This window comes from Mucilaginibacter sp. 21P, from assembly GCF_019331605.1.
Classification (GTDB): Bacteria; Bacteroidota; Bacteroidia; order Sphingobacteriales; family Sphingobacteriaceae; genus Mucilaginibacter; species Mucilaginibacter achroorhodeus.
Genome location: NZ_CP063061.1, coordinates 965,347 through 989,822, shown reverse-complemented (window position 1 = coordinate 989,822; position 24,476 = coordinate 965,347). Strand labels below are relative to the sequence as shown.

The 24,476-nt window shown below is 41.0% G+C and carries 19 protein-coding genes; 12 read left to right on the top strand and 7 right to left on the bottom strand.

The genetic code is table 11. From position 1 onward, the window contains the following. Positions 1-78 precede the first annotated feature (78 nt). Genes INP83_RS04335 through INP83_RS04310 form a run of 6 tightly spaced genes read left to right on the top strand, consistent with a single transcriptional unit; the run spans position 79 to position 10,793 of the window. Complete coding sequence (locus tag INP83_RS04335) at positions 79-1,086, top strand: YafY family protein (RefSeq protein WP_219126437.1); 1,008 nt, start codon at positions 79-81, stop codon at positions 1,084-1,086. Positions 1,087-1,113: 27 nt separating this feature from the next. Next, positions 1,114-2,598 (top strand): class I SAM-dependent DNA methyltransferase, encoded by a 1,485-nt coding sequence (locus tag INP83_RS04330; RefSeq protein WP_219126436.1) that lies wholly within the window; start codon positions 1,114-1,116, stop codon positions 2,596-2,598. Next, entirely contained in the window at positions 2,595-3,812 is a 1,218-nt protein-coding gene (locus INP83_RS04325) for a restriction endonuclease subunit S (protein WP_219126435.1), read from the top strand. Before INP83_RS04330 ends, INP83_RS04325 begins: the two co-directional genes overlap by 4 nt. A gap of 37 nt (positions 3,813-3,849) precedes the next feature. Beyond that, entirely contained in the window at positions 3,850-7,134 is a 3,285-nt protein-coding gene (locus tag INP83_RS04320) for a DEAD/DEAH box helicase family protein (protein WP_219126434.1), read from the top strand. 42 nt (positions 7,135-7,176) lie between these two features. Beyond that, positions 7,177-9,918 (top strand): N-6 DNA methylase, encoded by a 2,742-nt coding sequence (locus INP83_RS04315; RefSeq protein WP_219126433.1) that lies wholly within the window; start codon positions 7,177-7,179, stop codon positions 9,916-9,918. Next, the gene (locus tag INP83_RS04310; RefSeq protein WP_219126432.1) at positions 9,915-10,793 is read left to right on the top strand and encodes a hypothetical protein; all 879 of its coding nucleotides are present in this window, start codon (positions 9,915-9,917) and stop codon (positions 10,791-10,793) included. The genes INP83_RS04315 and INP83_RS04310 overlap by 4 nt, the downstream gene beginning before the upstream one ends. 444 nt (positions 10,794-11,237) lie before the next feature. Here INP83_RS04310 and INP83_RS04305 read toward each other — a convergent pair whose 3' ends face one another. Next, positions 11,238-12,713: a HEPN domain-containing protein gene (locus tag INP83_RS04305; protein ID WP_219126431.1), complete on the bottom strand. Its 1,476-nt coding sequence runs from the start codon at positions 12,711-12,713 to the stop codon at positions 11,238-11,240. Between the two features lie 140 nt (positions 12,714-12,853). On the opposite strand from INP83_RS04305, the gene INP83_RS04300 reads away from it, so the two are divergent. Next, positions 12,854-13,252: a helix-turn-helix domain-containing protein gene (locus tag INP83_RS04300; protein WP_219126430.1), complete on the top strand. Its 399-nt coding sequence runs from the start codon at positions 12,854-12,856 to the stop codon at positions 13,250-13,252. Positions 13,253-13,416: 164 nt separating this feature from the next. Further along, positions 13,417-13,782 carry an RNA-binding protein gene (locus INP83_RS04295; protein WP_219126429.1) on the top strand — a complete coding sequence of 122 codons (366 nt, stop codon included), beginning with the start codon at positions 13,417-13,419 and terminating at the stop codon, positions 13,780-13,782. Positions 13,783-13,798: 16 nt separating this feature from the next. Here the strand turns inward: INP83_RS04295 and INP83_RS04290 are convergent, their stop codons facing one another. From INP83_RS04290 to INP83_RS04280, 3 genes are all read right to left on the bottom strand, one after another. Next, positions 13,799-15,007 (bottom strand): relaxase/mobilization nuclease domain-containing protein, encoded by a 1,209-nt coding sequence (locus INP83_RS04290; RefSeq protein ID WP_219126428.1) that lies wholly within the window; start codon positions 15,005-15,007, stop codon positions 13,799-13,801. Further along, the gene (gene mobC, locus INP83_RS04285; protein ID WP_219126427.1) at positions 15,004-15,339 is read right to left on the bottom strand and encodes a plasmid mobilization relaxosome protein MobC; all 336 of its coding nucleotides are present in this window, start codon (positions 15,337-15,339) and stop codon (positions 15,004-15,006) included. Before mobC ends, INP83_RS04290 begins: the two co-directional genes overlap by 4 nt. Positions 15,340-15,443: 104 nt before the next feature. After that, positions 15,444-15,734 carry a helix-turn-helix domain-containing protein gene (locus INP83_RS04280; protein WP_219126426.1) on the bottom strand — a complete coding sequence of 97 codons (291 nt, stop codon included), beginning with the start codon at positions 15,732-15,734 and terminating at the stop codon, positions 15,444-15,446. A gap of 486 nt (positions 15,735-16,220) precedes the next feature. Between INP83_RS04280 and INP83_RS04275 the strand changes: the two genes are divergently transcribed. Genes INP83_RS04275 through INP83_RS04265 form a run of 3 tightly spaced genes read left to right on the top strand, consistent with a single transcriptional unit; the run spans position 16,221 to position 17,856 of the window. Continuing rightward, positions 16,221-17,375, top strand: a complete 1,155-nt coding sequence (locus tag INP83_RS04275; protein ID WP_219126425.1) for a hypothetical protein — start codon at positions 16,221-16,223, stop codon at positions 17,373-17,375. Then, on the top strand, positions 17,351-17,590 hold the full coding sequence (locus INP83_RS04270) for a hypothetical protein (RefSeq protein WP_219126424.1): 240 nt from the start codon (positions 17,351-17,353) through the stop codon (positions 17,588-17,590). The genes INP83_RS04275 and INP83_RS04270 overlap by 25 nt, the downstream gene beginning before the upstream one ends. Continuing rightward, positions 17,572-17,856, top strand: coding sequence for a helix-turn-helix domain-containing protein (locus tag INP83_RS04265; RefSeq protein ID WP_219126423.1), 285 nt, complete (start codon positions 17,572-17,574; stop codon positions 17,854-17,856). Before INP83_RS04270 ends, INP83_RS04265 begins: the two co-directional genes overlap by 19 nt. Positions 17,857-17,929: 73 nt before the next feature. Here the strand turns inward: INP83_RS04265 and INP83_RS04260 are convergent, their stop codons facing one another. Further along, positions 17,930-20,572 (bottom strand): P-loop NTPase fold protein, encoded by a 2,643-nt coding sequence (locus INP83_RS04260; protein ID WP_219126422.1) that lies wholly within the window; start codon positions 20,570-20,572, stop codon positions 17,930-17,932. 265 nt (positions 20,573-20,837) lie between these two features. On the opposite strand from INP83_RS04260, the gene INP83_RS04255 reads away from it, so the two are divergent. Continuing rightward, positions 20,838-22,046 (top strand): hypothetical protein, encoded by a 1,209-nt coding sequence (locus INP83_RS04255; protein ID WP_219126421.1) that lies wholly within the window; start codon positions 20,838-20,840, stop codon positions 22,044-22,046. 147 nt (positions 22,047-22,193) lie between these two features. On the opposite strand, the gene INP83_RS04250 is transcribed toward INP83_RS04255, so the two are convergent. Both INP83_RS04250 and INP83_RS04245 read right to left on the bottom strand, forming a co-directional pair. After that, the gene (locus INP83_RS04250; protein WP_219126420.1) at positions 22,194-23,201 is read right to left on the bottom strand and encodes a YhcG family protein; all 1,008 of its coding nucleotides are present in this window, start codon (positions 23,199-23,201) and stop codon (positions 22,194-22,196) included. Then, positions 23,198-24,460 (bottom strand): site-specific integrase, encoded by a 1,263-nt coding sequence (locus INP83_RS04245; protein ID WP_219126419.1) that lies wholly within the window; start codon positions 24,458-24,460, stop codon positions 23,198-23,200. Before INP83_RS04245 ends, INP83_RS04250 begins: the two co-directional genes overlap by 4 nt. Positions 24,461-24,476: the final 16 nt, after the last annotated feature.

The window sequence follows — 24,476 nt, the reverse complement described above, 5'->3', positions numbered from 1 at the left end:
GGTGAGAAGTACTTGTGCAATGTATCTGCACAGGAATTTTGTATTTTTAAAGACCCAACACTATCACAAATTGAAGCTATGGCAGTTAACAAAGCAGCACTAATCAGGTATAAAATCTTGGATCGATGTTTCCGCAATCCTGGTAAGAAATATTTTATAGAAGATTTAATTGAAGAATGCAATAAACAACTTTCCGAAATAGATCCTGAAACCAAAGGAATCCAGCGTAGGCAGATACTTTACGATATTCGATATATGGAAAGCGCCGAAGGATGGTCTGCTGAAATAGATCGCATACCTTTTGGAAAGAAAAAGCATTTCAGGTATCGTGATATCAATTTTTCGATCGATAATCAGCCATTAAATTTCGCTGAGATAGAACAACTTAGTGCTGCTGTCGAAATTTTATCGCGATTTAAAGGGTTACCGCAGTTTGAGTGGGTAAATGAGTTCGCTCCCAAATTAGAGCAATCTTTAACGGTTGAATCCGACAATCCAATAATTGGACTGGACGGTAATGAATATTTAAAAGGAGTAGAATATATCAGTCCTCTATTCCATGCTGTACTGAACAAGAAGGTTGTTAGCATCAGTTACCAATCTTACAAAAGTGTGGCACCCGGCGAATTTATTATCCATCCATATCACTTAAAGCAATACAATAACAGATGGTTCTTATTCGGCCATAACGAGAAACTTAAAAAACTAACTAACCTAGCACTTGACCGGATAGTATCGATAGGAACCTGCGACGTACCGTATCATGATAATGATAAATATAATTTCAACGAATATTTTGAAGATATTATTGGTGTAACCAGACCGGATGGAGGTGTAGTGGAAAAGATACTGTTAAAGTTTAATGAACCAACTTTGCCCTATATATTATCTAAACCATTGCACGGTTCGCAAAAGACAGTCAAGGCTAAAGATGAAATGCTGATTTCTATTGAGGTGATGCATAATTTCGAGTTAGAAAGCGTACTTCTTTCATTTGGAGATAGGGTTAAGATTATTTCACCACAGCACCTGCAGGACAAAATAAATCAGCGGCTACAACAGGCTGCAACGCATTATAAAGATTAAATTTGGACCAACTTTACATTTAAAATAATGCTTACTCAATCTTTACGATCACAAATAGATAAAATATGGCTTACTTTCCATTCCGGAGGAGTTACTAATCCTTTAACCGTTATTGAGCAGATTACTTACCTGCTGTTCATTCGTCGTTTGGACGAATTACAAACTTTAAAGGAACGGAAAGCAACTTTATTGGGTACATCTGTTGAAGCACCTATCTACCAGCCCGAAGAACAGCCCTTACGTTGGAGTGTATTTAAGGATATGGACGCCGAGTCTATGTTCGAGCTTTTCAGAAAGGCTGAGGGCGTATTCGACTTCATGAAGAATAAGGGCGCATCTAAAGATTCGTCTTTCAATAAGTACATGAAGGGCGCCACCTTTATGATACCTACCCCTCGTTTGTTGCAATTGGTGGTCGACCTGCTTTCTGCTGTTGATATGAACGACCGCGATACGAAAGGCGATGTGTATGAATACCTGCTTAGTAAAATAGCGAGTGCCGGCACTAACGGTCAGTTTCGTACGCCAAGGCATATTATACGCATGATGGTGGAAATGACCAATCCCGGTCCCGAAGATGTGATTTGCGATCCTTCGGCGGGTACATCCGGATTTCTGGTAAAGGCAGCCGAATACATTCTGGAAAAGCATCCCAACCTTTTAACAAATGCAGAAATGCGCAAGCATTACGAGAACGATATGTTTATGGGTATGGAGTTCGATGCGACAATGATCCGCATTGGCGCTATGAACCTATTATTGCACGGCATTGAAAATCCGCAATTGGTTGATGTGGATGCATTGAGCGAAGCTAACAGCGGCTTCAGGAACAAGGCTACTCTAATACTGGCCAATCCACCGTTCAAAGGGTCGTTAGATTATGATGCGGTTGACGGCAGCCTGAGCAGCGTTGTGAAAACTACCAAAACCGAATTGCTGTTCCTAGCTCTAATCCTACGGGGACTTAAAGTAGGCGGTCGTGCGGCAGTGATTGTGCCAGACGGGGTATTGTTTGGCTCATCAAATGCCCACAAGCAGATACGTAAAGAAATACTGGACAACAATCAGCTCACCGGCGTGATTAGTATGCCGAGTGGGGTATTTAAGCCCTATGCAGGGGTAAGCACCGCCGTATTATTTTTTACCAAAACAGGTGCAGGTGGCACTGACAAGGTTTGGTTTTATGATATGAAGGCAGATGGTTTGAGCCTCGACGATAAACGCCAACCTGTCAACGAAAATAACATATCAGATATCATCATCCGCTGGAACAACCGCGACGCGGAAGCTAACCGCTTACGCACGGAACAAAGTTTTTATGTACCCCTTTCAGAGATACAAGCAACCGGGTACGACCTAAGCATTAACCGCTACAAAGAGGTTAAACACGAAGAGAAAACCTATGATTCGCCAGAAGTAATTTTGGATCAGATAGCAGAGTTGGATAAAGAACGGAGGACTTTGATGAATCAACTTAAAGACCTTATTGTAAATAATAAAGAGTTAGCATGACCCTTAATACGACAACAATAAGCAAGGTCTTTCCTTTAATAAGGAATGGCGCATGTATATCTCAAAAAGATAATGCTTCTGGAATACCGATTACGAGGATCGAAACGATAGCCAGTGGTAACTTAAATTACCAAAAAGTCGGATATGCTGATATAACTACAGACAAGTTTCATGAATACTATCTTAAGAATGGGGACATATTAATGTCACATATAAATAGCTGGGCTCATTTAGGTAAAAGTGCGTTAGTAAAGGAAAGCAAGGGAAAAATAATTCATGGAATGAATTTGCTGTTACTTAGAGCGGACCATTCTTTAATTGATCCTTTGTATGCCAAATACTATTTTGAATCGAATAGATTCAAAATTCAGCTTAATAAGATTTCGAATCAGTCAGTTAATCAATCCAGCTTTTCAATTTCAAAATTAAAGTTACTTGAATTTCCACTTCAAGACATTTCCACCCAACAACGCATTGCCGAAATCTTAGGAAAAGCCGATGCATTGCGCGAAAAAGACCAGCAACTGCTAAGGCACTACGATGACCTTGCCCAAAGCTTGTTCAACGATATGTTTGGAGATCCGGTTAGAAATGTGAAGGGATGGGAAGTTAAAAAACTAGGCGAATTAAGCACAAAAATTTTAAGTGGCAACACACCAATAGGAGGAAGCAATGTCTATGTAGACGATGGCATTACTTTTTTTAGAAGCCAAAATGTTTGGAAGAATGAACTAATTTATGATGACATAGCATATATAGACAATGCTACTCATCTAAAAATGAAAAACACTAGTCTGCTAAATTTAGATATTTTAATAACTAAAACCGGACGTATAAATACTGAGAACAGTAGTTTAGGCCGCGCAGCTCTTTTTGTTGGTAAAGACAATAGCGCGAACATCAATGGCCACGTTTATCTAATACGGTTAAAAAAAGACAATAGCCATAGATTTATTTTGAAGATATTAACCTCGAAAGAATACCGTCAACATATCAGAAATGTATGTGTTGGGGGAATCGATAAGAGACAGCTGAACAAGGAGCATATACAAAATTTTCCTATTATATATCCTCCAATTGAACTTCAAAATCAATTCGCAGAGCACTTCGAAAACATTGAACAACAAAAGCAAAAAGTAAAAGAACAATCGCATAAGTCTGAAAAGTTGTTTCAGACCTTACTGCAACAGGCATTTAATGGCGAATTGAATTAAATTTTTATATTAGCCTATTAACTATACTTTTTCGCAAGTGCAACAAGAAGGTAACTTTTATTTTTTGGCGGGAACGTTCGCGGCCTTTTACAAAGCTGCCCGTAAGGCCGAAACCTTTTTGCAACAGGATGAAGAAGCCTGCGCTATCTTTTGCCGCAAAGCGTTGGAAGAAATGGTGATCTGGATGTTCGATCACGACCGCCAGCTCGAAACCATTCACTCTGACGAAGATGCTACGCTAAATATCTTGATGCACAAGCCCGGCTTTATACGCCTTGTTGGTCAAAATTTGTTTACAGATGTCAACATCATTCGTAAAACAGGTAACCTGGCTGTGCATGTAGACAATAAGCGGAAGGTCACTACCAAGGATGCATACACCTGTTTGCTTAACCTACACGCCTTTGCGCAATGGCTGGCCAGCTATTATGGTGACACCATTTACCGCGACCCGTTCCGTACCTCAAAAATCCAAGAAGTGGTTGCAGTAACAGCACCAATTCAAGAGTTAGCGCTGATTCCGCTTGCCGAGGCAAACGTTACTGAAACACAGGATGGTATTGTTTATCATCGCCCATCAGAAAAGCTCACCCGCGAGCTTTACATCGATATACTGCTTAAAGAAGCCGGATGGTCAGTTGGCGACGGTAGCACCATTGCCGAGTATAATTTAAAATTTAGCGCTAATGGTGCCGACAAAGCCGATTATGTACTGTTAGGCAGAGATGGCACACCGCTTGCCGTGGTAGAAGCAAAAAAGACTTCTATCGACGGCAAAGACCAGGGATTGGGCCAGGGCAAACGCTACGCCGATGCCCTGGAAAAGCAATTTGGCAAACGCCCTGTAATTTTTGTAAGTAACGGCTTTGAGCATTATATATGGGACGATACTAATTACCCGTACCGGCAAATACAGGGCTTTTACAGTAAAGAAGACCTGGAGAAGCTGATCAACCGCCGCATTACCGCGAAGCCGCTAAGCACTCAAGCTGTCAATACCGATATTGCAGGCAGGCACTACCAGATAGAAGCCATACAACGGGCAAAAGAGTCGTTAGAAGCACACAAGCGGGATCTGCTATTTATTATGGCAACAGGCAGCGGTAAAACGCGTACGGCTGCCGCCTTGGTTGATGTACTCATAAAAACCGGCAGGGTTAAACGGGTGCTTTTTCTGGCCGATCGTACACCATTGGTAAGTCAGGCAAAAAATAATTTCAACGCTTATCTTCCTCAGTTAACATCCGTTAACCTTACGAAGGAAAAGACATTTGATCAAATGAGAATGGTGTTTTCAACCTACCAAACCATGATCAATCAGATTGATGAGCAGTTTGAGGGAGACCGTCGGTTATTTACAGTCGGGTACTTTGATCTGGTCATCTTTGATGAGGTTCACCGTTCTATCTACCAAAAGTACAAAGCTATTTTCAACTACTTTGATGCCATACGGTTAGGGTTAACAGCTACGCCGAAAGCTGAGACACAGAAAGATACCTATGAACTTTTTCACTGCGAAACAGGTGTGCCGACATTCTCGTATGAGCTGAACCAGGCGGTAAGCGATAAATTTTTGCGTCCGCCGCTAGCGATGAAGGTACCGCTCAAGTTTCCCAGACACGGCATCAAATACGCAGAATTATCTGATGAGGAGAAACAACGATACGAAGATACATTTGCCGAGAACAGCGATTATATTCCTGACCAGATTGATTCGGCGGCCTTAAACGAATGGTTATTTAATACTAACACGGTCAACAAAGTTTTGCAGCTTTTAATGATAAATGGTTTAAAGGTTAATAATGGTGACACGATAGGGAAAACCATCATCTTCGCTAAAAACCAGAATCATGCAAAATTCATCGAGTCCTGCTTCAATCAAATGTATCCGATGCTCAAAGGACACTTTTTAGAAGTAGTTACTTATGCATCCGATAAACCTGAAAATACAATCGACCTGTTTAAGCAAGCTGACAAGCTGCCGCAGATAGTTGTATCTGTGGATATGCTGGATACAGGCATAGACGTCCCGGAGATATTGAATCTTGTTTTCTTTAAAGAGGTAAAATCCAGCGCTAAGTATTGGCAGATGGTTGGCCGAGGTACCCGGCTATGTCCGGACGTTTTTGGACCGGGCCTAAACAAAGAGAACTTTTACATATTTGACTATTGCGGCAACATCGAGTTTTTTGGCGATAATCCCAACGGCGTTGAACCAAGTGCTTCCATGTCGCTCACGCAACGCATCTTCCTCTTAAAAATAAAGCTCGCCGTCACCTTGGAGCCGCTTGTTGAAGATGACGAATTATGCGAGTACAGAGCCCAATTACTAAATGAGCTATGTGCAGACGTATCTGCGCTTAGCAGGGATAGTTTTGTTAACCGTCCACATTTACGCCTCATAGAGCAATTCTCCAATCGCGATTATTGGAATAGTCTGATTGAAGAAAAGGTGCGCGATCTGCAAAAAAATCTGGCGCCCCTTGTAATGTCAGCCGATACAGATTTCGATGCCCGTAAGTTCGATTCTGTAATATATAGGCTTACAGACGCATACCTGAAAGAGGACAAACAACTGTCAAGTTTCATAAGGCTTGTAAAAAACACAGCTGTTGAACTTTTAAAGCAAACGACAATTCCGCAAGTAGCTGCGAAAAAAAAAGCCCTGCAGTCACTGCTTAACGAAACCTATTGGCAGAACGTCACTGTACAAGGGCTGGAGAGTTTGCGCGAGGATATCCGGTCGCTGATGAAGTTCATTGAAAAGCAGAATCAACCCAAAGTATATAGCGATTTTGAAGATGAGCTTACCGGTGAAATTGAAGTAGTTGATATTATCGGGCCCTTAGCAGGATTGGCAACTTACAATCAACGAGTAGCTTCTTTTATCAGGAAACATGCCAATTATATAGCCATCAATAAGATCAAGCATAACGAGCCTATTTCTACTGAGGAACTTGAGCAAGTAAAGCAATTGCTTTTTACTGAAGATCCGGAGGCAGCAGACCATTTAGAAGAAGTATTAAGCGGTACGCATTTTATTCAATTTGTACGCTCCATCATTGGCTTGGATGTACAAGCAGCAAAATCCCTTTTTGCAGACTTTATCAATCGTGAAGGAATTTCTGCCGAACAAATTACCTTCATCGATACGTTGATAAACTACCTTTCTGTTAACGGCACCATAGATAGGGCTATGCTTTTTGATCGGCCATTCACTGATATAAATCACCAAGGGATACTTGGAGTCTTTAAGGATGATGATGCCTTGAAGATCATCGACATAATTGATGATTTGAATGGCAAATCGAATATTGCGTAGTTAACTTTAATCAATAAAGTTCTGTGCAGATACACTGCACAGATGAGAATAATATTTGCATCAATGACGTTACATGAGGCTATACAAGAGCTATTGATTTTTTCCGAAGGTCCGCAAACGAGTATAGAAATTGCTGAAAAAATTAATTCCCTTCAAATTTATAAAAGAAAGGATGGCCAGCCTGTTAGTGCTACACAGATAGCAGCTAGAGTAAATCAGTATTCACAGTTATTCCACATCAGTCCTGAAGGAAATATTTCGTTAGTAAATAAAGATATTATAAAATTCAAAAACGAATATTACCACATCTTAAATGAATTAAGAGATGATAAATCCGGCTATTTTGAATACAAACTTCTTGCTGTAATCGCGTTATTTATTGGATGGCGAGATAACGATCCAACGTTACATTTCATTACTCCAGATTTAGATATTATTCGAAAACTTATAAGGACGAACCTTGGTTTTTTGCCAACAAACGGCCAAGAAGAAGTCTATGGTCTCATTCGGAGAGCTAATGAGAAGCGCCACCATTGGTTTTGGAATTCTTTGTTTAGATTCAGATCTTTTACAAAGCCACCATTGCGTGATTTTAGTAAATTCTTTAATGATATTGTAAATGAGTTTACTAATGCAGACAGCCTGCATAACGGTGAGTACTCGTCTCCGCAATTTCTTTCCACCTTCATGGGCTCAATATTCTCGGTGCCGGAAAACGGAACAATCGTTGACCCGTTTGCCGGTACGGCAAGTTCTTTGCTACAAGCATATAAACACAATTATAAATTTTTGCCAAAGCTTATCGCAAATGACATTTCTATTTCTGCCAGTATAATAGGTGCGTTGAATATATATGTTAGCGGATATCATCAGGTCGAATATTTTGTTAATGACTTTTTTGACAGTCCACTAGGCGAGAAATCTGCAGATCTAGTAGTTACAGTACCACCTTTCGGATTAAGACAAAAAAAATATCTCTATGAACTTAAAGGGGTCTACCCCGGATTATTAAGCAATTATCAATGGAACTCATTTGATGGATCGATTGATACGACTGCTGCTGGAATATTGTCCACTGTTTCTTTGTTAAAGGATGGTGGCAAAGCGGTCATTGTTGTTCCGGATGGCGTTCTTTTTAGCGCAAAACGTGATTTCTTATTTTTAAGGCAAGTGCTTATTCACGCCAATTTATTAAAGGGTATCATCTCTTTACCAAGTGCAACCTTCCGTCCGTATTTTTCCGTTTCTACCTCACTACTAATTATCGAGAAGAACACAACTCGTAAGGGCGGAATATTTCTGTTTGATAGTTCTAAACTTACTGTTGATGCATTCGAAGCAAAGTCAAGTGAAATAATAAATGCCTATCATAATGAGTTTCGTATAGAAAGTAGCACGTTTGTTGATCCAGACGAAATTCCATTTAAAAATTATGATCTAAGCCCTAAGCGCTATCTTCTTGAATTGCCAATTGGCGGCAACTACGTTCCTCTTCAAAGTTTATGTGAGATTATTTACACCGGTATGGGGGTAAATAAAAGTAATATTAATAAAGATCACGGTGTACCTTATTTGCAATTAGGTGATTTAACAGAAACAACAGGACTAAATGAGGTTGATAATTCTAAGGCAGAATACTTTATCAGTGATGAAGAACTATTGACGAAAAACCCTAGATATATTCCTAACAAAGCGGTTTTGATAGCAAAGGTCGGCAGTAAACTTAAACCGTCTTTGTACAGATATGACGGCCCTGCATTATGTAACCCGAATATTATAGTTGTAAAAACTTTAGAAGGTCAATTACTGCCTGAATATTTAATTACACAACTCCAAAGTGATTACGTCCTTAAACAGATTGACGCCATAAGACATAATATTGGTGTCCCGCATTTTAGTAAGGCAGACTTCACCAATATTCATATTAAAGCACTTCCCATTGAGGATCAACGAAACTTTATTGCTTCATACTATGGAAAAAAGTTAGAAGAAGTAAAAAATACAGTTGATCTACAGCGGGAGGATGATCTTTACAACATTATAGCAAGTTTGAAACATGAGCTGAAACAACCAGTCTCTTCATTAGGGATGGACATTTCGACTCTTAATGATTTTTTTGAACGAAAAATTGAATCAGGTGACCTATTGTCTTGGAATGAGCATGTAGTTCCATTACTTCCAGGGCAGAATCCAGATGAAGAAAAGCACTTGCTATTTAGGAATGTCATGAATCGAATGGTGTCAGCAATTAAGGATGCGCAAACCACCCTTACAAAAGCAGAGGAAATTCTTAATATAGGCGGAGGAGTATTTGCTCCTGAAAAAATACCGTTAAAACAATACCTGAACCAAGTGATAAAGCCTTTATTTGCAAATACTAATTGTACTATTTCTATACAGGGCGATGAACGTGAAATAATGGCTGATAAATATCAGATGGAGGTGCTTTTTAAAAGACTAATTGAGAATGCCATCAAACACGGATTTCATGGAAGATCAAAAAAAGCGGAAAACCTCATCAACGTAAGAATCCTAAATAAATCGGTAAACAAGGACTTTAACGAGATTATTGTAGAAAACAACGGTAAGGAATTTCCTGCCGAATTTGATATAGCCAAATTCCAAATGGTTGGTCAAACTACTAATAGGCATAGAGGTACCGGCTTTGGTGGTTTCCATATTAAAAGAATTATAGAAAGTCACCATGGAGAGCTACATTTAGCCGATAAGAAGGAAATAGGTGAATCGCAATTTAAAGTACGTTTTAAAATTTATCTTCCATGACCAGACCAGATAAACCGATCAGTATTTTACTATATGACGATAAAGCAGATTATGCAGGAAGTTTTAAGACAACAGCCCAAAAACAGCGTATTATAACAAAATGGGTTGATAATGCAGATGAATTATTTGAAATCATCAAAGCTTCCCCAAGGAAGTATCAGTTTGTGGTTTTGGATGCGCGTGCTTATATGCATGAAGGGCAAGCAGAGGGAACCGAGGATGAGATGAATCTGGTAGCTATATTGCGAGATTTAGACGAATTAAAAAGGGAATATTGTTTAACATTACCTTATTGTATAAACACAGGATTCGCAGACTTAAAGTTAAGGTTATCCAGTAAGGTTAAATGTCCGATCTACGAAAAAGGTAACGAAGATCAGCTAATTAATCATATATGGGAGCAATACCTGCAAACTGATAAAGCAATCCTTCTTGGGTCATATCCAGAAATATTTGAATTCGCAGACAACTATTTTGATGATGCAGCATTTGCACTACTGTTCAATTTGTTTACTAACAAAAACTATTTCTCTTCCAGTGTGCCTTTAAGAATAAACAATTTATCCGCCTTGCGTAGGACAGTCGAACATCTTGTAGACATTATCAATGATAAGTACCTCGCTGGAGCAGCTTTAGTACACAGCCCGGGTACTAGGCTTAAAGATATTTTGGATTACCTAAATAATCACGATGATGTTCCTGTACACGTTTTTTCTACGCTAACTTCTATCCGGAAAATTGCTGGAAACTTTGGAAGCCACACGCCAACTACATCAGCTGAAATCAAAGCTTATCCATCCGGGGAACTCATTGGAGGACTAGCCTTGGCGTTAAAAGATAGTTTTATTTGGGCTAGTGGGCTAGTAGTGGGGTAGGATTATGGTGACATCTTCCCTAAATGAAAGATATTAGGTATATAATACTCTGCTAAAACCCTTACCATTGTATGTTAAATACGATTTCCTAAAAACCGTAACATGCTAGACGATGAAGTTGTTTAGTATGTTTCATTCTTTATCAAACACACTTCTCCATTGCAACGCTTAAACAACCGGCAGCAGCAAGCAGGAAAACTGTCAAGGGCGCTGCTGCCATTAGAAAGCCATTAATTGCAGCGTTTATATACCCTTGACAGTTTTCCTGCGTTGCTAATTTTGTGGTGGTGGTGCAGTGGTCAATTGGCATGCGTAGGGAAAGGCAATACTATGGCTCGTTATCTCTCACCATAGAATTGCCTGTGCGGCAGGAAGGCTGTCGGTATAATGGAACCCGTAGCTATATCGTGTGGTGAAATGCAACCGTCTGCCTTTCTGCAAAGGCTAATCTTTGAGTTGCTCTATTACCTGATGATACATTTTTTCAGCGGTTATGAACAGCTTGCATACTTTGTCCGACAACGCTTTTACTGTATCCTTGTCAGCCTTGAAGTCGTCTTTATACCTTGCTGCCGAATAGGCCGTTTGTAACAACTCGAAAAGCTGCACATCTTCAACAACACTGAAGTCAAAGACATTTTTGAAGTCATCTGTAAAGATCAACGTTATCCTTAGCTGCCTGGCCAGATTATGAATAGAAAGCCGGTAACCCAAATTTACCCGAATAATGGCGCTTAAAGTGCTTTCTACAGCTTGGTGCATCAGGAACACAGCTAAATTATAATTACCATCATCAAAACAGCTTAGGGACGTATCCAGAAAGTCTTTTCCTTGCTTGCCCCAACGGCTCCATATAGCTTCTACTTGGCTCTTTATAGACTTTTCATCAGGATTACGTAGTTCGGGAAGTTCCAATTTAGATGATCGGTATGCTATTTTATTTTTTTGCAAAGCATTAATGAAAAAGCGGCTTCCTTCTTCAAGTCCTCTAAGAAAGGCATCGGATTTGTGAACTAGCGCGCAAAAATTGATTACATGACCGCATTTCTTTTCGATCTTATCTAAGAGTTGATGTTCAGGGGTTTTGTCTTGCTCCTCTGTTATAATTAGTAGATAGAACGTGTCAGGATCAAGATGTGTCCCAAGGTGAATAATCATTAATACAGACTCGATTTCCTTAATTATGATCTCAACCAATTGATTTAAGCCAAGCTGTTCAGCGGGAGTAATAGCTTCATTAAACCTGCAATTGACATGTACTAATGGCAGTCTTACCGGATACCGCTTTACTTGGGCAGTTACCGTCTCATCAGCCTGATCTGCGCTCTCTTTAAATGTTGGTTCAATCTCCCGCTGCTTGATGATCCATGCGGCTTCGTAAAGCTTTTGCATGTTCTCATAGAAATAGATCACATCGCTGGTATCTAAAAACTCATCTGCCGAATGATTGGACAGACCCGTTTCCAGCCACTCATAAAGAAGATCAAGGTACTGGTTAACGGTATAGCGTTTAAAGAAATTACTGATAGCTAAATATGGATTAATGCGTTCGGCGGAGGATAGGTAAATTGGGTAATGCAGCCATTCCTGTTCTTCTTGCTGTAATTGTACATCAAAGTTGATATGAATGGCATCAGCGAGTTTCAATGCTCTTTTTGTACGAGTGATTAAGTAGGTTGCTTCCAGTAGTCTTGCATTTAACTGGTGTGTGAATAGCAACCCTGCTGGACTTTTCTTATGTTCATCCCTGTAATAACCCTCTTCGATCACATGCTTACGCCATTCCAGTAAACTTTCTAAATGTCCGGGTAGCCAATCAGCGGAAAAGAAATCACTGATCACCTTTAAAGGCTCGTTGAGCTCATCCTGATCAAGATACCGGGGATAAAAGTTCTGTACATCATATTGCTTTAGGTCCATGAGTAATACTATTGCGACCGGCCTGCATTGACCGGCAACACAAAAGAATAGCAGTACACTCACGTACCGAACCACAGCGATTTGTACTTTACAATAACGCGGTTGTTTCGTACATTTACAATAATTGATACATTTACGCCATGGCAGAGACTTTACACATCGGAAGAAAGATCAGCAAGATTCGTGAGTTACGTGGTATAAAGCAGGAAGCACTGGCTGCGTTGCTCGGTATCAGCCAGCAAGCTATTTCTAAAATTGAACAAAGTGAAGATGTAGAAGATTTGGCATTAAATAAGATTGCTGTAGCTTTAGGAGTTACTCCAGAAGCAATTAAAAACTTTAGTGAAGATGCGGTATTGAACATTATCAATAATACTTTTACCAGTCACGACACGTCAACCTTAAATGCCATTAATTTCCAACCAACGTTTAACCCTATTGACAAACTAGTAGAAGTCTACGAAGAGAACAAAAAGCTTTATGAGCAACTACTTGCAAGTGAGCGAGAGAAAGTAGAACTTTTAAGGAATTCAAAATAGTATTAAGCCCCATAAGGGGCTTTTTTTATGTGCAGTCAGTCCTGCATAGTCCATTTATTAGAAATGCAGAATTATGCATGTCTAACTTTCTGCATTTACAGAAATGTTCATTTCTACAAATGCAGAAATCTATTTTTCTATATCTCTACATTTGCAGGCTACTTATGGAATCAGTTAAATTATTTGTTGGCGGCTTCCCGCTTGAGATCGACGAACTGGAGCTGGCCAAGTTGTTTGCACCGCATGGTGACATCAACACCATTAAGATCGTTCGTGATAAGAAAACGCGCATCTGTAAAGGCTACGCCTTTATCGAAATGAATGACCGGAAAGGAGCTGAAGCGGCTGCTCAAGCATTGGATGGCGCTGATATGAACGGGAAACAGCTCACCGTAAAGATCAATGAAGAAACTTCTGCAAAGCCAAGCTATGCGCCTAAGCCCTTTACTCTGCAAAGACAGCCTGTTTATCAAAAGGTATCGAGGCCAGGCACGGAGGAACGAAAGAAAAGGCCAAGAAGGGTTTTGTGATCAATAAGCCTATTCACTAACCCAATCTTTGCCCTTTCCTCTTTTTGCGCTTACGTTTAAACTCATTTAATGGACTTTGATCCATATCACTAACAGGGTGATCAGTGCCGAGCAAACTCCCGATAAGATCGCTACCAGGTAAAGCCTGATGACCCACCTGCTGCCGACCTTGTTGTTGGCTTTGGATATCTGTTCCGCGCTGTATACGATACTTTTGATTTGGAATGCCAGATTGGTTGCCTGGCTGTCCATCAGCTCCAGCCGCCTGCTGGTGTCTGCTATCTTTTGTTCTGATCTGATCCTGTAGTTTTCCAGTGCCTTGCTGTATAGCTTTTCTATCTCCGGCAGCAACTTTTGTATCTGTGTCAATTCCGGTTGCTGTCCCTCTTGTGGCGGATTCACCGGCTTTTGGTGATCGTTGCCAGTCTCTTGTCCTAACATTTGCCTGGTGAATTGTTGTGCGATCTGTTTCTTGTTCATAACTGATAGCATTTTTTATAGCCTGCCATTTATAAGCATTGCCTAAATGAGCGCCTTTGAACTGCATGCCCTCATATCCGTAGGATATGCCGCTTATAAAGCCGGTACTGGCCTGATTAAACAATACGTTGATTCCCTTTGCTTCCAAAGCATTTATGAATTGTGCTGCATCCGGCTTCTTACTGAGCACATCTTTAATGATCTCCTGTAACTGCATTTTGGAGGACGGCACATTCATTCGCTTCATCATTTCCAATTCATTCTTGGTCATGGCCCGTTCCTGCGCTTGTCTGCTGGAGATAACCTCGGTCAAGCCATGCTGCTTTTCCAGCTCTCTGAGTACCTTTTCACTGCGCTGGTAGTCTTTGCTGTCGGAAATCACTGTACCATCATAGCCAATCCGGTTGACCAGTATATGTATGTGCGGATGATCCGCATCGTAATGCCGGAAGATGGCATGCTGGTGCTGGTCAAATCCCATATTGTTCAAATATTCATTTGCAATAATGTTCATTTGTTCATCACCCAGGTTCTCGTTTGGCGGAAAGTTGAGCGAAGTATGATAGAAGTACTTTTGGAGGTTGGGTCTTAACATTCTGACCAAAGCCACTTCACGCATGATAGAATCCTCTTTGCCCGATGTAAAAGTCATATCCAGGACTTTCGCCGCACCGTGCTCAACCTTTTGCAGATTGTACCGTAATGCGCCCCTGAATCCTTTTCCTTTTACCTGGTCCGCTGTCATTTCAATAAGCAGTTAAGAATGTCCTTCTGTGTTTTGATTAAAGCGGTCAGTATGGTTAAGAAAGCTGGTGATAATTTACCCGCGTTAAGTTGCTTAACCGCCTGGTTAAGGTTAACGCCGATCTTATGCAGTTCCCGGTAAAGTGCTGCATTGATTGGCGAAAGCTTGATGGCAGGGAACCTGCCGGTAAATGCTTTCTGCCGGATCCAGTTGGCTGGTGTCATTGCAGATGCCTGGGCATAATTGCAAATGACATCATTCTCTTCTTTTGTCAGCCGGATATTGACCTGAATAGTCCTTTTATCCTCTTCCTGTAAAGCCGGTCTTCCCATGATGTTTGATTTTAAACGAAGTGCAAAATCTTGCTTACCTCCGAAGGAGCAAGCCGTTTAAGCGTAGCGAAAACATGGCTTGCTCCTGAAGGCTGAACACATATCTATTTACTGAAACTGATCCGCTTACTCTTAACTTCCCCCTTTAATACTTTCATAATATCCTCGTAATTGTAATAAAGTATACCGCCAATCTTGGTGAACGGGATGGTGCCGTTGTCCCTAAGCGTTTGCAGGGTGTTATTGGAAATTTTGAGCAGGTTCTTGACCTGGTAACTCTTTAAAAACTTTCTTGGTTCTTCCGTAGAACCGCCGCTAATCAGCGCCTTCATTTGACCGAGTAGTCGTTCTCCGAACTCCTGCAAGTCTTCCTTCGTGATGATTTCTGCTGCCATAATTATATGTTTACTAATGTTAAATATTCAAACCTAAATACCTTTCAGATTCCCCACAAGTACAACTTTATGTTGTACCCTTCACGCAAAGTTGTACCCTTGAGTTGAATAAAATTCACCTCCTGTACCTAACTTAGGTGTTTTTTTGTCCATATAATTTTATAAATCAAGAGTCGTTTAAGCACAAATGTGCCGACTTGATCTAAATAAAATTCACACCTCATGTACGAGGTAGGTGTTTTTATACAAAAATGAGTTAAGGAAATTGGAAATTACTCCGAGTTAATCCGAGTCGGACAGCGATATTTATCGCGGGATTCGCTTACCCATTGTCATGTATCATAATGGTAATCCATAATCCCGGTCTCGGCATAAAAAGGAATATGTACCAGTAATTGCCAAGTATCAGAAATCGAAAAAAATTGTCTAATTTTTTTGCATTGTCGATAATTTTATATACTTTTGAATATATAAAGTATATAAATAGTGTCGGAGTACAATAAATATCTTTTTGATGACCAGCCTACCGGAGTAGCATTGCTTCCAGAGGTAAAAGGTATTTATGCTGATCCTACAGACAGCATCTTCGGTTCGACTACTAATTTGTGTACTAGTTCCCATTCATCCGCACTCATACCTAGAAGTTCTATTTTGGGAACTAACAGTGCTTATAATGAAGGTAACTCATCAAATATTTACGGGAGTGTATTGACACCACATGTGGATATTTGTGTCGCTTCATGGCCACCTAAGGACTACCTTACCCGCAATGCAGATCTTTACAGCTCAGGCGTGAATGTCTACACGGGACTAACACCTGGTAATTATCTTACCGCCCATGCACACGCTTACGGCTCAACTGTAGGCCTAGTATCGGAAACAAATCCAATTTCGGGCTTTAGAGGTTACAGTGATTATCTTACCGGCAGCACCGGTTCATGCTTTATTAACCCGATATCAGAGTTAACACGCGCAAACCAGATAGGCACTCACGCTGTATATTTGACCTCAAACTCTTATTTGGTTAACCCTAAGCCCAACGAAGGTATTATCAGTATGCCAAATACCAGTTCCCCCTATGGGGCGGTATTAAATACAGCATCATTTTATAAGGTAGATACGCATATCGAGCCGACCTCCATGCATGCGTATGTTGATGGCACTTTGTGTCTTAAAATGTTTGATAAATCGGAGTTACGAATGCCCTACGGAGGTTATTCAGATCATATACTTAAACAGACCAAAGATCTGTTTGCGTTAAATGACCAATTATCGCTATTAAACGCCGAGTCGAAATGGTTGGACAGCAAAATAAATGATGATGAATTCTATCAGGCGTTATATTATCCTTATGGCGAAGATCTAGCCAGTTATTTCGAAAGTTGGTCAGCGCAAGTCAAACTAAAGATACAAAAGGTCGAAGCCCAAGTTGATCGACTCTTTAAATATATTGTTAAACTAAAAATTAAAGCCGGTGTCAGGCGCATAAATAAGAAACGCGTTTTCAGGACCAAGGTCAACCTTGTGTTTAAAAATTTGGATGATGCACACCCTGCTAAATTGAACTACTTCAAATTAGCCAACGCATTATTTATAATTTTTAATTACAAGACATCATGGAGATTAACCTTCAACAACTAGAGAATATATTAACCAAAGCAAAGCAAGCAACAACTAACGAAGCCGACCGCTTGGATATTGAAATATTTCTGGAACAACTTTCAGAAATTAATTTTGTAACACCCGAAGCGGAGAAGCCTCAAAAAGCTAAGCTATTACTAAAAGACGTTGCCGTTTGGATAGAAACCGGCAAGGCAATAGCCGAATTGATTTTACTATGGATGCATCACAAGTGATCACACAAATCAGAAAGAAAAAAGGCTTGAGTCAAACCGACTTCGCCAAGCTCGTTGGCTTGACCCAGGCTTCTCTTTCACACATCGAATCCAATCGCAAAAAACCTAACCCGGGCACTATTGCCAAGATCTCTGCAGCATTGGATATCCCAGAATCATTGTTTAATTTTCTGCTTACGCCGGCCAGTGACTTTACTGGCGCGGCAAAAGAGCGTTATCAATTACTCGGTGAGGAAATGAAGCAAATGATCTTAAATACGATATAAACTAGTTACTGTAATGGCCAAATCTTGGTCAACCTGATCAGTTCAAAACTGCTGATCTTTACAGGTAATTATCTCACGTTGTAAGCCGTGATGCGGACAGCGATCTTAAACCGACTTTTTTACGCAGAATCAGTGTTCGCTCAAAAGCCAATTCATGGTCTATAGCAAGTAACTGCCGGATATGGCCCAGCTCCGGTTGATCGCCATTTGTTTCCAACGCTTTGATCTTCATTTCATCGTTTAATGAAAACAGTGACAATAGCGTTGTTATGAAGGCGAAATAACTTCGGCATTCGTTGGTCAAAACAGCAAGCGCGCCGCTTTCCGGCGTATCATCAACGTCACTGTCATTCTTGGTTAACACTTTTAACTGCTTGCTTAACGAGATCGCAGCCGTTTCTAAAGCAACTGCTGTGTAATTATCACGCTTTGCCAGGTACAGCGCGTCTAACACTTTATTTGTCCCCGGAACTTGTCGCAGCTGCCGTAAACCCTGTAATAGCGCCCGGATCTTCGCGTCGACTTCGCCGCTCACCAGACGCTGCACAATCTTATCCAGTTTTCGGTCATCAATGGCGAGTTCCAGTACATGCCGGAAATAACGGATCACATCCCTGGGTAAACCTCCGGCAAGGCAGTAAGCCAAATTAAAGAAAGGAACTGGTTTCCCAACGATACGGCGTTGGAGCAATAACTGGGTGGCCGTAAGATCAAGATAGTCGACATAAACAATACTATCGAACGAACTATCAAATACGTCCCGAAAAGGCATGCCCCGGCGCTCAAAACTATTCATCGCGTTCTCCGATACCGATATGAGATAAAATACACGAGATATACCAAAAATTGACTTGATCTCATTGAGGAAGAGCTTGGCATCCTCCTCCGAAGCCATTTTATCTAATTCATCGATCCCAATGATCACCTGGTATTTTGTCGTACATTCTGTTAAAAAATCAGTAAATGCCGTAATGATCTCCGGATTGCTCAGCTGCTTTTCCGCCAGCGTCATCGCTTGCGACAAACCGCTTTCCAGTGCAACCGGCAGTTTCAGACTTCCAGACCAGCCCGTGGTGTAGCTTTGCTGAAACTTAATCTTTCTAAGCCAGCGTAAGGCGCTTTCTGCTGGCCTTGGTGACGGTCCGAATGACTCGATTTCCCAAGTTCTGGATTCTGACCGATCGAATCTGGCTATTTCGAACCTTTTGAAAAACAATAAAAATATGCCCACCGTCATCAACAGCAATCCCCAGTGGAGGCTAGTGAGAGGCGTAGCGGCATTCTTACTTACCTGGTATCTGTAGTAATTAAAAAAGCTGTTTGTTGTGTCCGGCACTTTATTTAAACCCACGGTGTCGGTTACCGCTAAGCTGCGAACCGTGTCTCCTGCCGGTTTAGTGATGGTTGTATTATTTTTTCGAGCTAATTTGGCAACCTTTTTAAAGGTAACCGAATCAGCCTTGACAATGACGGTATTGACTTTTTTATAGACACTAAATTCCCTATGCCAACTGTACAAATAAAAAGAGCTAATGATCAGGAAGGTACCAGCTAATAAAGATAGCGGTGGTAAGTATCTTAATATCCATCGGTATGGTTTTTGGAATGGTGGTATGCGATTTTCTCTGAGCTCATCTTTAAAAAGATCCCCTGGCAGTCGATCCTCTTCTTTTAGTAACGCTAAGCAGACCGCCGAAAAGAGATGCAGAATAAATTCACGAGGGTCGTATTTTACCGGCGCTGATACCATCGTTCCCAGCACTTTTTTATTCTTTAACTCCCTCACTGAGCGGTTCTGTCCGCAATACGTTTGTATCAGCGTGCTCTTTCCTGCACCACGAGGGCCGGCAATACCTATACTACCACCCGGCATATTGCTAATCAGAAAATCTAACTTGTGTTTTGCGACGGAATCGATGGTCTGGGTGACATCGATCACTTCCGCTAATCCCTTACCTTCAATATTTGACAGCGAAAGCGCGAAAACAGGTGTCAAACGCTCATTGATCATTGACCGAATCAGTTCACGTACCCCCTTGTCCTGAAGGTTCGTGTTCGTTAATCTGGCCAAATCGTTATACCTAGTTTTCCAAGTCACGTATGCATGATAATTACTGTCACCAGGTATCCGGTTGAGAAAGCGTTTATTCCTAAAAGAAAGAAATCGATAGAGCGTCGAGATAAATAACCATGAACTACCAATAATCAATAATATCATCGCCGTACCAATCACAAAACTTTCCAAGTTCCAAGCCCAGTGAAAGATATCTTTATCACCTAATATCCATTGGGTCAACGAGATCAACGGGCGAAATAGGCTCAGCGCCAATAACAACGCTAAACCAATTGGGATTGAGGTAAGCTGATAAGCTTTTGCATACCTTTTTTTAGGCTCGCTTAAATACTTTTCATTCGCCGTTTCAAAAGCATCAATGCGGTGCTCCAATTGCTCAATCTCTTTTAATTCGCTTGCTACTGTATCCCAAATCATTGATTCGCGGGTGCGTATTTCCGCCTGTAAATTATATAAGGACAGGTGGCTCTCGAACATGCCCTTAACGATCTCAGCGTCTTTAGTAGCGGAGTCAGCTAAACTGATCAGACGCTCAATATTTTTATAAGGTTTCAGCACAATAAGACAAGGTTTATTAAAAGTAATGATTCCCGCAATAAATACATAAGTGATCTGGTACAAAGCAGAGTTATTCTGCAACATTAACTTTCAGTAGTGGTACTAACCCGTATTATTATAAGTGTTAGGATGACAGTCAGGTTGCGCTGAAAGAGCTACACGAGCGCTATTTGGAGGCATTAAGCTTGCTGTTCTGATGCGTTGGTCAAGACCATTACCCTAAAGAGGTTGTGTAGCCCGTTTTCATCAGCTTAGAATCGTCGTCTTGAATTTTTCCTTTTCTGTATTAAGTTGCGCGGGACAGAATACTATCTTTAATGAAAAAAATTGTCATAGAATCATATCCGCAATGACTAAAGCAACCTTCAACCGTCAGCAATTATATGACCTCGTTTGGGCGGAACCCCTGCTCGGCCTATCCAAAAAATATAATATTTCCGACGTGGGTCTGCGCAAGAACTGTCTCCAAATGGGCGTGCCGCTGCCAGGGGCTGGTTACTGGGCTAAAATGCAGCATGGTAAAACGACTACTGTAACACCGTTACCTAAAGATCACTATGGCCAAACAGAAGTCGTATTATACTTGCGGGATGAAAACCATCCGGCAATAGTAGACGGGATGACGCCTCAAGCTGCCATGCAGGCTTTGATAGAGCAAGAGCACTCAGCCGAGTTGAAAATTTCTGGCAACCTTAAAGACGCTGATCCATTGATCATCCAAGCGCAGGCGACCTTACTGAAAAGAAATGAATATTATCGGGAGGGTGATATTCTCAAGACAGAAAGCGGACAGCTATATATCCGGGTGTCTGATCCGCAAATTAACCGCGCACTTTGCATCATGGATGCGTTTGTAAAGATCATGCGTAAGCGCGGGCGGGAATTTAAATTCCGGAACGAAACCGCCTATATCGTTATAGGGGAAGAGGAAATTGAAATGGCGTTGCGTGAAACGAGCACGGCTACTATCCGGGAAGACCGGTGGCAAACAAGAAGCCTTAATCCGAATGGCAAGTTGGAGTTCAAGTTTGGGAGCTATGAACCTACTGTTACTGGCCGGGACGGCAAGGTGCTGATGGAAGATCAGTTAGCCAAAATCATTGCTCGACTAGAACTGATGGCAGAGGAAATGAGGGTCGAGACTATCGAAGGTAATATAAGGAGGGCTGCTTATGAAGAAAAGGAACGCCTTCGAAAGCTTGTTGAAGAACGACAAAAGCTGGAGATCAGCTCTTTTAAGAAATCCGTGCGGGACGCTATCCGCTGGCAGGAAACCAATACTTTTCGGAATTATATCGACCATGTAGAAACGAAAGAACTAGCTTCGGCACAACCTGATGAAGCCATCCTCGCCTGGGTACAGTGGGCAAGGGATAAAGCTGACTGGTATGACCCGCTGATTGAAAAGGAAGACGAGTGGATGGCCGGGGTGGACCGTAATAACATCCTGAAAACCGAACCGCACAAACCCGGGGGTTATGGGTTTAATGCTTTCCGCGAAACAGCAGAGCCGAATAGAGCGGCCTGGCCGCTATTACCCTGGTATACAAAAAAATGATGTTACATAAGTAGCCTGCCCTTTATATTTGGTATATAATCTGTAATGATGTATGGGCGATATATTTCTGAATGAAATAAGCTGGGAGATAATGATGAATTGTGTACGCACTGCGTACACAATTCATCGCTTGATATGCAATGGACATTATTCTTTCCGCATTTCTTTTTGCTTCTGAACCTCGTTTTGTATTTCCTGACTTAGCTGTTGCGCAGTAGGCAGGTAAAGCTGATATTTTGAGGCAATGATGTTGCTATTTTCGGGCAGTGTGAATTTGACAACGGTATCATTCTTCTCCAAACATAGCAGGATTCCAATAGTTGGTGTTTCGTGCTTTATTCGTTCAATACGATCATAGTAATTGACGTACATTTGTAATTGTCCAATATCCTGATGGGTGATTTTATGGGTTTTCAATTCTACGATAACAAAACATTGCAGTAGGCGATTATAGAATACCAGATCTATAAAAAAATCATCGCCATCCAAATGAATACGTTTTTGCCGCGCAACAAACGAAAAGCCATTACCTAATTCCAGCATAAACTCCTGAAGATGTGTGATCAAAGCGTTCTCTAAATCTTTTTCGTAATAAGCTGCTTCTGGTTTTAACCCTAAAAACTCCAGTATCATCGGATCTTTTATAATGTCTTTGGCTTCCGTTGGCTGCTTTTCATTTCTGGCGACAGACAATACGCTCTCTTTATTTGTGCTGAGCAGCAGTCGTTCATAAAGCTGGCTTCCGATTTGACGATCTAATTGTCTTGCGGTCCAATTATTTTTAACCGACTCCTGCAAGTAAAAATCAATTTTTTCGTCATTGGGAATCGTCAGCAAAAACCGGAAGTGTGACCAACTCAATTGTGTCCACGCTGTGGACACAATTGGGAATTTCCTGTAAAACTGCCTGATGCGGTTCAGGTTTCTTATCGCAAAACCCTCTCCGAACTGAGGTTTAAGTTGCTCTGCCAGAAACCCGATCAGTCTTTCTCCATAAACCGCACGTTCACGACCGTGTTGTTCTTCCTCAAAAATCCTTTTCCCGATATTCCAGTACATTATTACCCGTTGATGATCAACAGCTCGTATCGCATTAATCTGAGCGTTACTGATAATTCCTTTTATCTCATCTATTATCAATGCGTTTTTTCTCATGATAATACCTCCGCTGTCACTATTTCGGATGTTAGCGTCTTGATCTGAAGCCGTTCTTTTAAAGACTCCATATCCCGGTTTACTTTTCTGTCCTTTGTCTTCGCGTATATTTGAGTTGTAGTAAGTTTTGTATGTCCAAGCATCTTACTCACTGACTCCAGCGGAACATCATTGTCCAGTGTGACCGTTGTTGCAAAAGTGTGCCTTGCAATGTGTGTCGTAAGATTTTTAGAAATGCCTGCTAGATCTGCAATTTCTTTTAGGTAGGCATTCATCTTTTGATTGCTTTTAACTGGCAATAGTCTGTTCTCTACATCACGGCATGAATGGCCCTCATATTTATTTAGAATCTCAATTGCTTGCGGAATAAGCGGGACATTCGCTTCAATCTCCGTTTTTGTACGGGTAGTTTTAATCCATAGGACTTTGTCTTTACCGCTTACAATATTTTGAGTGGTTAATTTTTCTACATCGACAAACGCATATCCTGTAAAGCAGCAGAAAAGAAAAGTGTCCCTTACTTCGTCCAACCGCTTTACTTTAAATTCATGCGAGGCCAATAATTCAATTTCCTCCCATTCTAGGACATCCCGGTTGACTTTCCGGTAAGTACATTTAAAAGCATTGAACGGATTATGAATTAGCCATTTATTATTAACCGCCAGGTTTATGATCTTTTTCAGATTTTTAATATAGCGCATGGCCGTATTGTGCTCAATTGCGCATTCCGTTTTTAAATACATCTCAAAGCCAGCCACAAAAGCAAAGTCTATTTGATCAAGGTAAATATCATCTTTTTGAAACCTATGCTTTATAAAGCCGGCAACGCGGCTTCTGACTGTATTGTACTTTGTCAACGTTGCTTTTACAAAGTCTTTCCCTACCAGTTTTGCCAGGTCTGCATTATGCTGATCGAAAACTTCCAGCAGCATTTTTCTGTCCGGCTCTTCGCCCGAATATTGCAACTTGATTTTTTCAGCAGTAATAAATTCGTCATTACGCTTTAAGAATTTAAAAGCCTTGTCGATCTCATCCAGTGTATCATTAATATCAGTGTTGATCCTCCTGGCTTCAGGGCTCGTTCCTTTGAGAAAGCCGGTTTGAGAATCCCATTTGGCGGGATGCACTCTTCTTTTAAGAGATATTTCCGCACGTTTTCCTAAATAAGTGATCCTTGCATAGAGGGGCACCAATCCTGCGGAGTCTGTTTTTCGTTTGTCAGCCCAGATAAGAACTGAGAACCTTTGGGTTGTTTTCATAACACATTAATTTTAA